The following is a 12,620-nucleotide window of genomic DNA, read 5'->3' on the forward strand; positions in this document are numbered from 1 at the left end:
CAACCAGTTGAGCGGATTCGCGTTTGAATTCAGGACTAAAATTTCTTCTTTTCATTGGTGCACCCGTGTTGTTCTGAGGTGAGCATATCACCTCTGTTCAGGTGGCCAAATTCAGTGTGCCACTACACCGAAGGAGAGTAGCTGGAGAAGCTTGACGCCCACCTTAGCTATAAATTTTTCAATCAATTCTGGACTGTCTAAAATAGCCATTTTTTAGGGTTTAAGGGAGTCCAAAATTGTCTTCAAATTAGTCCAGAATATTTTTCATCGCTACATTCCGGTTATCGACGCTAATATTATTCACAGTGTGCATTAAAGTAGGCTCCACGCCGTGACTATTAAAAACCCGTCAGCGATGACCTGCCAGGTTATCCAGCAGCAGGTCAGGCAATGCCTATCGGTGATAGACAAACTTAGCGATGAAAGTTTCACCATCAACCAATTTATCGTTGATGGCTATAGCCGTTTGATCATTACCCTGCTGCATGACCGACGGTGTGATGCATTACATAAAAAGGGGCAGGCCGTTCGCTATGCCCTGGGTACTGACCATCAGGGTCGCTGGGAAAAATACCAGTTCCTGCAAGACAACTGCCGAATAACCTGAAAGGTACGCTAATGATAAAAACACGACCTGTCCGTATTATTGCTCGCCAATCGGTTTATCTGGCAAAAACCGTAGATGTTACGGAACAGGACTATAAAACCTATTTGTCGATTTGCGAGAACTGCCGTGATTTTAATGAACAAGACCAGCGTCTTGGTGAAATAGCTGCCCGATATTGCATTAACGTATTTGAGCATATTCAACACAGAGACGTTCTTGAAAAAATTATTTTCGAGCGCGTTTAATTATCGATATTTTGATTAAAAGGTAAAAAATGGCAAAGAAAATAACACGGCTTTAAGCCGTGGCGGGCGCCTGCACGCCGCAAACCCGTAAACAAGTGATGGACGATATTAAGCGGCTGGGCGATATCCAGCGGGAAATTACCCGACTGGAGACGCAGATTAACGATGAAATTGCGCGGTTAACTTATCAACACGCTGCAGATATTGAAGCCATGAAAGCCCGGATAACCCTGTTGCAAAAAGGTATCCAGACCTGGTGTGAAGCCAACCGGGAGGGACTGACCCAAAACGGCAAAACCAAAACCAAAACCGTTAACCGGATAACCGGATAACCGGCGAGGTGTCATGGCGCAACCGCCCCATCCGTGTCCCTCAAAGGGATGGACGATATCCTGCAGGCACTGGAAGAAAACGGGCAACACCACTGCATTATTCGCAAGGCACAGGTGGATAAAAATGCCCTGCTAAAAAATCAGGATACCATCAGGCCCCTTAATATTCGCGGCATTACCTTTCATCTCCAGCTTGAGGATTTCATTATTACGCCCTTCGAGCAGGAGGTCAGCGCATGAGCTATCAGGAAATAAAACATCTGCGCCGTCAGATTGAAAAACGCCTTAACTGCGCCATGCATCATCTGCAGGCAGACCATTCTGCCGCTGCGTACTGTGAATTTCAAAATGCCTTCGATATATTGGCCGAACTCTTAGATAAGGAAAACACATTACGAGTATTACCTGCGTCAGCTGCCATCAGGCAACCCACCACCTGAGTCCTACCCAGGCCGAGATTACCCAACAACCGGAAAGCGGCGAGTGGGGAATTGACCTGCTATTGGCCTGTCCTTACTGCGGACAGCCGTATAGCACCTGGGTACTTAACTGGAATGTCGTGCCACTAAAACGTATCACGGCAAATTCGCCGTTAACGCCCCATAATTTCAATAAACCCGCCGATTAACGAGGAGGACATCACCATGTGGATATTAATTTTGGCCATGTATGCCAGTCCTTATGCCGATAATGCTTTTTCTTCCCTGCACACACAGGAATTTGACACGGAAACCGCCTGTTAACAGCCCGCCAGACTGTTTGCGGAAAAATTTGAAACGTTCAAAGATATTGATGCCTGGGCAATTTGCGTGAGAAAGTCATAGCAGAAAATTGGCATATAAACCATTCAATTATATAATAACAATATTCATTCTATAATCCTTCAAACTCCGAAGGATTATTTTTTGCCCATAGCATAAGGAACCCTGACCTCAACCACGACGATAAAGGACGCCACCGATGACCCAATAAAAATACCTGCAGTTAATTCATATTGCCACCCACAATCTCAAGCTAGACGACACGACTTACCGCCAGATGCTGCACAGGCTAGCCGGGAAAACATCGGCAAAAGCTCTGAATATCGCTCAACTGGCTCAGGTGTTAAACGCGCTGAAAGCCAAAGGCTTTCGTATCCAACCCCATCACGCCAGTACAAAAAAGCAGGCTGACCGTCCGCAAATCCAAAAAATGCAAGCCCTATGGCAGACAATGGCTCGCGAGGGCATTGTCCGGGATGCATCAGCAACAGCCCTTGCCCAACTTTGTTAAACGGGAAACCGGTTGTGATTCGCCTTACTGGCTGGATAGCAAACAGGCCGGTCAGGTTATCGAGAAACTCAAGCAGTGGCAAAAACGTGTGGCGAGGGCAACATCATGCTAGAGAATACCTTTCGTAGCAAAGGGCCAGAGTTACTGGTTGAGCTGGCCGAGCACACCGCCCAGACTGTCAGGCAGATTATCGACGTTGACCCTGCCGTTGCCAGCCAGATAGGCGATGCCGTCGCCAGTCAGATGATGGCGGTCTGGGGAGGGCAAAATGTTTATTTCCCGATGGGGGCTGGTATGGAAAGTCAGCCAGCGTGACCTGGAGATATTTGCTGACTTCAACGGCCATAACAATCACGCGCTAGCGCGTAAATATAAAGTTTCGCTACAGTGGATTTATTCCATGATGAAGCGGGTTAAAAAAGAAGAGCTGGCTCGCATCCAGGGCAGTCTGTTTGAAGATGAAGATAATCCGTCTAGATGACCGTTTCTTGTTTCACATAGTGAAACTTAATTACCGTAACCTGTCCCAAATAGATCCAGTTTGTTCCAGGTAGATCCACATTTATCGCACGTTTCCCTTTTAAATATTTCACGTCCTATCAATAGGGAAACCCCGGCTGGAAGCCGAGGAAATAGACAATATAGTCAGCGCCGGCATGGCATTCCACCACCTGGCGTGGCGTCATGCCGGTATGTTCCGCCACCTGCGCCAGGTCGGGACCGGCATCGCCGCCATAAATGACCGGGATGGCTATCTGCCGCGCTTCGGGCAGTACTGATTCGCTCTCCTCCCACCAGCGTTGCAGGAGTTCTATCGCATCCAGCGCGGTGAGCTGTGGATGGGTCAGCAGCACTGTCAAATTGTTCATGCCGGGAATGGCTTCGCGAACATCCGGGTGTGAGGCGATGCGCTGCGCCAGCCCCCAAATGCAACGCTGGCTTTCCAGATTGATCGGCGGCTCCAGCTCCAGCACCACCGCCCGCTCCCCCAACAAATGACATCGCGCCCGTTGCAATCCCGCCTCCTGGGAAACCGGCCTGATGCCGGATTCATTATTTAGCTCATTAATAGTCCATGAGCATGCACAACCCGGGAGGCGCTGTCAATCGGAGAATGGCCGGGCAAAAGCGCTAGGCAGGATTGGGAATATCGATAAAAGTTACATCCAAATCATACTGTTGGGTCAGCCACTCGCCCAAGGCACGGATCCCGCCGCGTTCGGTGGCGTGGTGGCCGGCGGCATAGAAATGCAGGCCCTGTTCACGGGCGACATGGATGGTCTGTTCGGACACTTCGCCGGTAATAAAGGCGTCTACCCCCGCCTGCGCCGCCAGCTCGATAAACCCCTGACCGCCGCCGGTACACCAGGCCAACCGCGAGATCTGCGCCGGCCCGCCGTCGCCGCAGTGCAGCACGCTACGCCCCAGGATTTGCTCAAGGCGCAGGCGCAGCGCATCGCCGCTAAGCGGCGATGCGAGTTCACCTTGCGGCAGCAGCGGTTCCAGTGCCCCGGTCACCCGAATGTCCAGCGCTGCCGCAAGCTGTGCGTGATTGCCCAGTTCCGGGTGGGCATCGAGCGGCAGATGCCAGGCGTACAGATTGATATCGTTAGCCAGCAGTGTTTTCAGCCGCCGGCGCTTCATGCCGCTGATAACCGGCGCCTCGTTTTTCCAGAAATAACCGTGGTGAACGATGACCGCATCGGCGCCATGGGCCAGAGCGCTATCCAGCAGCGCCTGACAGGCGGTAACGCCGGTGACGATACGCTGGACCTCCTGACGCCCCTCTACTTGCAGGCCGTTAGGGGCATAATCCTCCACTGCGTTGCTGTTAATCTTTTGATTGATAATGTGTTCGAGTTCGGTATTACGCATCGATTCGCCTCTTTCATCATGGTTCGTCCCGCGCCCCTCCCCGGGCTTTGGCCGCCTCATAGGCGTCCAGGGCCCGTGCGCGTGCTTTACCATGATCGACGATCGGCGGCGGATAATCCAGCCCGGCGCGATGCGCTTCGGGCCAACGATGCGGCTGATGCAGATAGGTATCCGGCACCGACTCAAGCGCCGGTAGCCAGCGACGGATGAACGCGCCGTTGGCATCGAAACGCTCTCCCTGGGTGGTCGGGTTGAAGACGCGGAAATAAGGCGCCGCATCGGTACCGGTGGAGGCCGCCCACTGCCAGCCGCCGTTATTGGCCGCCAGATCGCCGTCGATGAGCTGCGACATGAAATACCGCTCGCCGCGGCGCCAGTCGATAAGCAGATCCTTGACCAGAAAACTGGCGCTTATCATTCGCAGCCGATTGTGCATCCAGCCGGTCTGTGCCAGTTGCCGCATGGCGGCATCCACGATGGGATAACCGGTACGCCCTGCGCACCAGGCGTCGAACAGATCATCATCCTGTCGCCAGGCCACATGACGCGTCCAGGGAATAAACGGCTGATGGCGGCACAGCGCCGGCCAGGCCACCAGCAGATGGCGGTAGAAATCCCGCCATATCAGCTCATTCAGCCAGGTAAACGCGCCGTTCTGCTCCGGCGTCAACGCGCGCGGGTAAGCTTTGCGCAGCCGCTGATAACATTGGCGCGGCGACAGAACGCCGACAGCCAGCCAGGCGGAAAGCCGGCTGGTGGCGTCCAGCGCCGGGATGTCGCGACCGCGATGATAATCCTGCAATTGCTGATAACAAAAAGTCCGCAAACGGGAAAGTGCAGCCGCTTCGCCGGCGGGGTACGCCTCTCCGGGCGGCATCATGGGGTAATCAAACGGCGCAATCTTGCACACCTTGGCGCATGACGTCCACACACGTGGCGACGGCGCCGGCAGGCAGGCCGGATCCTGCTCTTCAAGCCGGCCCAGGAACGCGTTGCGAAACGGGGTATAGACTTTGTACATCTGCTGGTTGCCGGTGTGAACGCTGCCCGGCGGCAGCAGTACGCCGTCATCAAAGCCCTGGCACAGCGTCTGCTCGCCGATGCGCTGCTCTAACCGCCGGTCGCGCTCCCGTTCGTTGAGTTCATATTGGTAGTTGTAAAACAGTTTATCTACCCGTTCGCGCTGGCAAAATGCCGCCAGCCATTCCACCTGGGCTGCGAAATCCGCGCATTGATGATAGTGCAGCGCGATGCCGCGCGCCGCCAGTTCCTCAGCCAGATGACGCAAACTTTGCCGGATAGAGGCCGCCTGTCGCGGGCTCATATCGTGATCCCGCCACTGTTGCGGCGTGGCGATAAATACCGCCAACACCCGGGCCTGCGTATCCTGACAGGCGGCGTGCAGGGCAGTATTGTCGTGCAGGCGCAAATCGTTGCGCAGCCAGACCAGATGAATTGTCATAGCATATCCGTAGCATCAATGTCCGTAACGCAGCCGCAGCGCTTCGGGGTAAGGTTCAAAATAGCGCTGCTGCGCCAGCCAGGCATCGGGATATTCGGCCATATAATGTTTCAGCAGCGTGATGGGCGCCAGCAGCGGTTGTAACTTCCGGCGATAACTGTCAATCAACCCGGTGAGTTCGCTGCGCTGTGCACGGGTGAGGTAGCGGTAGAAATACCCCTGAGCATGCATGAGTACGTTTGTGTGATTACAGCGGGTCGCAGGGTGGTGCAGCAGCGCCATCAGCCGGTCGCGATACGCCAGGGCAAACGCCTCCAGCGACGGCCAGCGGTTCATACTGGCGACAAAAGGGCCAATCTGCCGGTACTCCGGCTGGGAATGCGTTAGCAGCAATAGTTTGTACCGGCGATGGAAGGCCATCAGCCCGCCGCGGGTGAGCGGCCGGCGCATAAGCTAGTTAAATTCCCATAGCGTAAAGACGTGCGCCACGAAGTTTTCCCGCAGCTGCGCGTCCTGCAACCGGCCGTCCTCCTCTACCGGCAGCCAGGGCATTTGCTCTTGCAGTACGCGGGTAAACAGCCCTACCCCGGTTTTCTGCACGCCCTGTGAGGCGTACACCCGTACCCGTCCCATACCGCAGCTCGGCGATTTGGCGCAGACAATATAACCGCAAAGCTCGGCGAGCTGCCGCACCCGCTGACCTGCAAAAGCCTCCATGCTGGCGGTATGGTTGATGGTGCTTCTCTCTTTGCTGTTACGCAAAGCAATTTGGCCGTGGGGATTTTGCACTAGCCCGAGCGCCGGGCGCGGCGCCAGCAATCCGATAGCCATTTCCGGTCAGACCGCAGTGAACGTGACAAACGGTGCCAGATCATCCATGGCAAACGCCAGACGTTTATGACCGCCGTCGAAGCGGACATTTTCCCCCATCAGACAAGCGCTGATACCCACGGGGATCCTATTGGTCATACTCGGCCCCTGCGGACGATGACGGTAGGCCAAAGCGTAGCCGATTTTCGCCTGATGCGCAGGCGGGCAATAAGATGTTGCCGGCAATGTGCTTACGACTGCGGCGCCGGGCAAACGACAGACAAAAAAGGCCATCGGAAGATGGCCGGTAAACGTGCTGAATGATCGTCGTGCGACGCAGCCTGCTTGATTCAGCCGCGGCCGGCATTGTCGGGCAACGCAGGCTGCCCGGTTGGCGCGCAGCGGTTCCTGTCGGGCGGTGCCGACCGCTGGCAGTCTGCTTATTTTGCTCCGCTCAGCACATCGCTGACGATATCCACCGCTTCTTTCTCGATCTGCTGGCGATGCTCTGCGCCAAGGAAACTTTCACAATAGATTTTGTACGCTTCTTCGGTGCCTGAAGGCCGGGCGGCGAACCAGCCGTTTTGTGTCATCACTTTCAGTCCGCCAATAGCTGCGCCATTGCCCGGCGCCGCGGTCAAGCGCGTGGTAATCGGATCACCCGCCAAAGTACTGGCGCTGACCTGTTCAGGGGAAAGCTTGGACAAAATCGCTTTTTGAGCGTGGCTGGCCGGCGCCTGGATGCGGTTATAGTTGGGGGCGCCAAAGCGCTGAGCCAGTTCATCATAATGCTGCTGGGGATTTTTGCCGATTACGGCGGTAATCTCCGCCGCCAGCAGGCACATGATGATACCGTCTTTATCGGTGGACCAGGGTTGGCGGTCAAAACACAGGAATGACGCGCCGGCGCTCTCTTCGCCGACAAAGCCCAAACTGCCGTCGTACAGGCCATCGACAAACCACTTGAAGCCTACCGGCACTTCCACCAGCCGGCGGCTCAGGCTGTCGACCACCCGGTCAATCATGGCGCTGGACACCAGCGTTTTACCCACGCCTACCTCATCGCCCCACTGGGGACGGTGCTGAAAAAGATAGTTGATTGCGGCCACCAAATAATGGTTCGGATTCATCAAGCCCGCCGGAGTGACAATACCGTGACGATCATAGTCCGGATCGTTGGCGAACGCCAAATCAAATTTATCGCGCAGCGCCAACAGGCCGGCCATTGCTGACTCTGATGAACAGTCCATGCGGATAATGCCGTCATGATCAAGATGCATAAAGCGGAACGTCTGGTTTACCTCTTCATTCACCAGCGTCAGATCCAACCGGTAATGCTCGGCGATGCGCTGCCAATAGGCAATACCGGAACCGCCCAGCGGATCGACGCCAAGTTTCAGCCCGGCGCGTTGGATTGCCGGCATATCCACAACGCTTGTCAGCCCTTCGACATAGGACTGCACCAGATCTTGTGCGTGAATATGACCACTTTGCCAGGCCTGGTCCAGCGTCAGGCGCTTAACGCCGCTCAGATTCTTCGCCAGCAGCGCATTGGCGCGCTCTTCAATGACGCGGGTTACGTTGGTATCCGCCGGCCCGCCGTTGGGCGGATTATATTTGATGCCGCCGTCTTCAGGCGGATTGTGGGAAGGGGTGATGACGATGCCGTCGGCCTGTTGTGCGCCGCCGCCGCGATTGTGGGTGAGAATAGCATTGGAAATTGCCGGCGTCGGCGTGTAGCCGTTGTCCGCCTGTACCACAACCTCTACCCCGTTAGCGGTCAGCACTTCCAGTACTGAGATGAACGCCGGCTCGGAGAGCGCATGGGTATCTTTGCCAACATAGCACGGCCCCACAATTCCCTGTTTGGCGCGCTCTTCGGCGATAGCCTGACTGATGGCCAAAATGTGGGCTTCGTTAAAGCTATGGCGTCCGGCGCTGCCGCGGTGTCCCGAGGTACCAAACTTCACCGCCTGAGCGCTATTACCCGGCTCCGGTCGCAATACATAATATTGCGACGTTAATTGTGCCACATTAATTAAATCACTCTGGCGGGCGGGCTGCCCGGCGCGGGGGTGATTAGCCATCGGCGCTTCTCCGTTGCTAGTCAATGAAATTTAAGAGTGCCGCAAACTTTTTCTATCAGCTCCGTTGGGAACTGCATTGCCAGCATAATATGCTCAATCATGCTCCGTTTGCGGTCGCTGTTGGTATTGGTAATGACCCAATAAGGCGTACCGGGCACCTGTTTCGGTTTGGTCTGGTGGCCGCTTTGCAGCAGCGTTTCTCTGTCGCCGGCAAAATACATGCGGGTACGGCCATGCAGTGTTTCGGTCGCGCCGGCAAACGCCTGGGGCGACAGGGTATACAGGGTGGTCAGCAACAGCATGAAGCGATCTACTACCTTGCGTTGCAAAGCATAGTCGTCTGAGAGCAATAATTCACGCATTGCGCGAACCCTCTCGGGCAGTGGACGAACAGATTCCAATTTTTCTGAGGGTTTTGCCGCCGTCGTCACCGCCGCGGCCGGGGTGGAAGCCTTGTCAACGCCAGGGGTAAACTTCAACAGACGGCGCAAGATATCGGAGGCGCTTTCGCCAATATGTAACGTATGGCCGGCAATAAAGCGGTAAAGATCTTCATCGACTTTAATAGTTTTCATTGTAATCTGTTATTTTCCACATAAATTAATCGTCCCGATTATACAAGTTAAACCCTGGCAACGAACAGCACCAACCGCGGTTGGGGTGAAAAAGTTGGAATCTGCCCGGCCCATCATCCCGCCCGCGCAAGCGTCGATTTTTTCCTGCCGCGGCCTTCGCAACGCTAAACTCATGATGGGCTACTGCTTTTCTTTGCAGCAAAAGGAGCGCTATGAAATTGAACTATCGGCTGCAGGCGGCGCATCAGCCGGAATAGGCCCTGCCGGTGGTGTTGATCCACGGCCAGTTCAGCAGTCTGGATAATCTTGGCGTGCTGGCCCGTCCCCTTGGCGAGAACCATCGCACGCTGCAAATCGATTTACGCAATCACGGCCTGTCCCCTCCCATGCGCCCACCATGCGTTATGACGAAATGGCGCAGGATGTACTGGCATTGCTGGACGCGCTACTTATTGAGCGCTGCATCGTCATCGGTCATTCCATGGGGGGCAAAGTGGCAATGACGTTGTGCGCGCAGGCACCGGAACGCATCGCGCGGGCGCTAGTTATCGACATGGCGCCCGTCGCCTATGAGGTCCGTCGCCATGACGTTATATTTACGGCGCTGGCGCACGTCAGCGACGCCGGGGTCATCCAGCGCAGTGAGGCGGCGCGGCTGATGGCGCAGAATATCGACGACGCCGGCACTGTGCAGTTTCCACTGAAATCGTTTCATCAAAACGACTGGCGTTTCGATGTTAAAAGCATTGCGCACAATTATGCCGACATTATCCGCTGGCGGACCCAGGCGCCCTGGCCCGGGCCGGTGCTGTTTATCCGCGGCGGCAATTCCCCTTATCTGGATGACCGCCCCCGCGACCAGATTCGTCAGTAATTTCCCCATGCTCGCGCTCACGTGGTGGCCGGCGCTGGCCATTGGGCGCATGCCGAAAAGCCCGAGTCGCTACTGCGCGCCGACGCGCGTTTTCTGGCGGAGAGTTAAGCCGGCAGAGGCAGTTTTAGCCATTGTCGCCGTTCGCGTCGCTAGGGTAGGATGACGGGTTTTTGGATGCCGGCTGCCAGGGACCGGTAAAGATAACGCTACGGAAGACGCCGGCCAGGGCTCAGGCCCACCCGCCGGCGACCCTGCCGCTTACGGTTGCATATTCCCTTCATCAATTATGGCAAAAAAAACAAACGGACCGCGCACCACACTGGATTTATTTACAGATGAACGTCGTCCGGGACGGGACGGGACGGCCAAAAAGCAGCCCCCTTTCAAGGGATGAACAGCTCGGAATCAACAAGCGCAACCAGCTGCGGCGTGATAAAATGCGTGGGCGGTGCCGGGTGGAGTTAAAAATTAATGCGCAGGCGGTAGATGCGCTGAACAGATTAGCCGAGCAGCGGGCGCGTTTACCGCCCAGGGAGGATTTGACGCAAAAACCCCCCGCCGGCAGGTATCTCTTTAGGTGATGTTCTACTATTATTGCCCGTATCAGCTTAAAGTTGACGATTGAGCATATCATTAATATTTATGAGGTTTTGATATTCATGGCGAGTATAGGCATTTTTTTTGGCAGTGACACCGGCAATACTGAAAATATTGCCAAGATGATCCAGAAGCAACTGGGTACCGATGTTGCTGATGCTTTTGACATCGCCAAAAGCAGCAAAGAAGATCTGGAACAGTACGACCGTCTGCTGTTGGGTATACCGACCTGGTATTACGGTGAAGTGCAGTGCGACTGGGATGATTTTTTCCCCACGCTGGAGGAGGTCGATTTCAACGGCAAGATTGTTGCGCTGTTCGGCTGTGGCGATCAGGAGGACTACGCGGAGTATTTCTGCGACGCGATGGGCACTCTGCGGGATATTGTTGAACCCAACGGCGCTACGCTGGTTGGCCACTGGCCTACCGCTGCCTATCATTTCGAGGCGTCGAAAGGACTTGCCGACGACGATCACTTTATTGGTCTGGCCATTGATGAAGACCGGCAGCCAGAGCTGACCGCCGAGCGCGTCGATAGCTGGGTTAAACAAATCAGCACAGAGATGAATCTGGGCTAATCGCCCTGCCGCCGTCCGGCCTCTCCGGGCGGCAGGTTGCCGTTTTTAGGCTTAATGAATAATTTCTTTTAAATTAATAGCTACAATTTTGTAACTTTTTCCGCCAAAGCACTACAATGGCACCGCACTTTGTGTAATTTTTTGAATCTAAAAAGGTAACATAATCCTTACTCGCTGAGTGGGCTATAATGAAAATAAGTCTCTTTTCATTTGTGACCGCGAGTTCTATAATGAGACAGTGAACCATTTTCAGGCCGACGATTGTTATAGGCTGTGTTAACTTATAGCTTGATTATCAAGTAACAGGACCAAACCCGCATGACTGACAATAACATCGCCTTAAAGAAGGCCGGCCTGAAAGTGACCCTTCCCAGGCTCAAGATCCTGGAAGTGTTGCAAGACCCGGAATGCCACCACGTTAGTGCGGAAGATCTGTATAAAAAGCTGATCGATATGGGTGAGGAAATCGGGCTCGCCACCGTTTACCGCGTACTTAACCAGTTCGATGATGCCGGTATTGTCACCCGCCACAATTTTGAAGGCGGCAAATCGGTTTTTGAGCTCACCCAACAGCATCATCACGATCACCTTATTTGCCTGGATTGCGGCAAGGTCATCGAATTTCGCGATGAGTTTATTGAAGCGCGCCAGCGTGATATCGCGAAAAAGCACAATATTAAACTGACCAACCACAGTCTCTATCTTTATGGTCATTGCGCAGAGGGCGACTGCCGTGAAGATGAAACCCTGCATGATATAGATGATCCGTACGTCGTAAAATTCTGACCGCCGGCCCAGGCCGGCAGATCACGTGTAGTGGCACACTGAATTTGGCCACCTGAACAGAGGTGATATGCGCACCTCAGAACAACACGGGTGCAGCAATGAAAAGAAGAAATTTTAGTCCTGAATTCAAACACGAATCCGCTCAACTTATTGTCGACCAAAATTACACCGCCGCACAAGCAGCAAAAGCTATGGACGTCGGCCTTTCTACGATAACGAAATGGGTAAAATAACTGCGTGATGAGCGACAGGGGAAAACGCCAAAAGTCTCTCCCATAACCCCGGAACAAATCGAAATACGTGAGCTCAAGAAGAAGGTACAACGCATTGAAATGGAAAATGAAATATTAAAAAAGGCTACAGCGCTCTTGATGTCAGACTCCCTGAACAGTTGTTAATCGGGAAACTCAGAGCGCGTTATCCTGTGGCCACACTCTGCCACGTGTTCAGTGTTCATCGCAGCAGTTACAAATACTGGAAAAGTCGTCCTGACAGGCCAAGCCGGTAGGCGAACGCTATT

The 12,620-nt window shown here is 54.3% G+C and carries 10 protein-coding genes and 8 pseudogenes; 12 read left to right on the top strand and 6 right to left on the bottom strand.

Features of this window, described 5'->3' with window-relative positions; all coding sequences use genetic code 11:
• Positions 1-331 precede the first annotated feature (331 nt).
• From ACTBDU_RS13440 to ACTBDU_RS13465, 6 genes and pseudogenes are all read left to right on the top strand, one after another.
• On the top strand, positions 332-607 hold the full coding sequence (locus tag ACTBDU_RS13440) for a hypothetical protein (protein ID WP_438806810.1): 276 nt from the start codon (positions 332-334) through the stop codon (positions 605-607).
• An 11-nt stretch (positions 608-618) separates the two neighbouring features.
• Positions 619-852 (top strand): hypothetical protein, encoded by a 234-nt coding sequence (locus tag ACTBDU_RS13445; RefSeq protein WP_438806811.1) that lies wholly within the window; start codon positions 619-621, stop codon positions 850-852.
• 98 nt (positions 853-950) lie between these two features.
• Positions 951-1,424 (top strand): annotated as a pseudogene (locus tag ACTBDU_RS13450) (host-nuclease inhibitor Gam family protein).
• A complete protein-coding gene (locus ACTBDU_RS13455; protein WP_438806812.1) occupies positions 1,421-1,624 on the top strand; it encodes a hypothetical protein in 204 nt (67 codons plus the stop codon). Before ACTBDU_RS13450 ends, ACTBDU_RS13455 begins: the two are co-directional and overlap by 4 nt.
• 538 nt (positions 1,625-2,162) lie before the next feature.
• A pseudogene (locus ACTBDU_RS13460) lies at positions 2,163-2,568 on the top strand (gp16 family protein).
• A pseudogene (locus ACTBDU_RS13465) lies at positions 2,562-2,937 on the top strand (Mor transcription activator family protein). Before ACTBDU_RS13460 ends, ACTBDU_RS13465 begins: the two co-directional pseudogenes overlap by 7 nt.
• A gap of 121 nt (positions 2,938-3,058) precedes the next feature.
• On the opposite strand, the pseudogene pxpB reads toward ACTBDU_RS13465, so the two are convergent.
• From pxpB to seqA, 6 genes and pseudogenes are all read right to left on the bottom strand, one after another.
• A pseudogene (gene pxpB, locus ACTBDU_RS13470) lies at positions 3,059-3,472 on the bottom strand (5-oxoprolinase subunit PxpB); the annotation flags it as partial.
• Positions 3,473-3,587: 115 nt separating this feature from the next.
• Positions 3,588-4,331 (bottom strand): type 2 GTP cyclohydrolase I, encoded by a 744-nt coding sequence (locus tag ACTBDU_RS13475; protein WP_438806813.1) that lies wholly within the window; start codon positions 4,329-4,331, stop codon positions 3,588-3,590.
• Between the two features lie 16 nt (positions 4,332-4,347).
• Positions 4,348-5,793: a deoxyribodipyrimidine photo-lyase gene (gene phrB, locus ACTBDU_RS13480; protein WP_438806814.1), complete on the bottom strand. Its 1,446-nt coding sequence runs from the start codon at positions 5,791-5,793 to the stop codon at positions 4,348-4,350.
• A 15-nt stretch (positions 5,794-5,808) separates the two neighbouring features.
• Positions 5,809-6,762 (bottom strand): annotated as a pseudogene (locus ACTBDU_RS13485) (YbgA family protein).
• A gap of 281 nt (positions 6,763-7,043) precedes the next feature.
• Entirely contained in the window at positions 7,044-8,690 is a 1,647-nt protein-coding gene (pgm, locus tag ACTBDU_RS13490) for a phosphoglucomutase (alpha-D-glucose-1,6-bisphosphate-dependent) (protein ID WP_438806815.1), read from the bottom strand.
• 20 nt (positions 8,691-8,710) lie between these two features.
• Positions 8,711-9,265, bottom strand: coding sequence for a replication initiation negative regulator SeqA (seqA, locus tag ACTBDU_RS13495; protein ID WP_438806816.1), 555 nt, complete (start codon positions 9,263-9,265; stop codon positions 8,711-8,713).
• 85 nt (positions 9,266-9,350) lie between these two features.
• Here seqA and ACTBDU_RS13500 point away from each other — a divergent pair, with 85 nt between their 5' ends.
• The 6 genes and pseudogenes from ACTBDU_RS13500 to ACTBDU_RS13525 form a co-directional block, all read left to right on the top strand.
• Positions 9,351-9,569 carry a hypothetical protein gene (locus ACTBDU_RS13500; RefSeq protein WP_438806819.1) on the top strand — a complete coding sequence of 73 codons (219 nt, stop codon included), beginning with the start codon at positions 9,351-9,353 and terminating at the stop codon, positions 9,567-9,569.
• Positions 9,526-10,247: pseudogene (locus ACTBDU_RS13505) on the top strand (alpha/beta fold hydrolase). Before ACTBDU_RS13500 ends, ACTBDU_RS13505 begins: the two are co-directional and overlap by 44 nt.
• Before the next feature lie 178 nt (positions 10,248-10,425).
• Positions 10,426-10,720: pseudogene (gene ybfE, locus ACTBDU_RS13510) on the top strand (LexA regulated protein).
• 78 nt (positions 10,721-10,798) lie between these two features.
• Positions 10,799-11,314, top strand: a complete 516-nt coding sequence (fldA, locus tag ACTBDU_RS13515; protein ID WP_438806818.1) for a flavodoxin FldA — start codon at positions 10,799-10,801, stop codon at positions 11,312-11,314.
• A gap of 318 nt (positions 11,315-11,632) precedes the next feature.
• Positions 11,633-12,100 (top strand): ferric iron uptake transcriptional regulator, encoded by a 468-nt coding sequence (fur, locus tag ACTBDU_RS13520; protein ID WP_438806817.1) that lies wholly within the window; start codon positions 11,633-11,635, stop codon positions 12,098-12,100.
• A 98-nt stretch (positions 12,101-12,198) separates the two neighbouring features.
• A pseudogene (locus ACTBDU_RS13525) lies at positions 12,199-12,599 on the top strand (transposase); the annotation flags it as partial.
• Positions 12,600-12,620 lie beyond the last annotated feature (21 nt).

Origin of the sequence: Sodalis sp. (in: enterobacteria) (assembly GCF_051710625.1) — a bacterium.
Taxonomy (GTDB): Bacteria; Pseudomonadota; Gammaproteobacteria; order Enterobacterales; family Enterobacteriaceae; genus JBPESN01.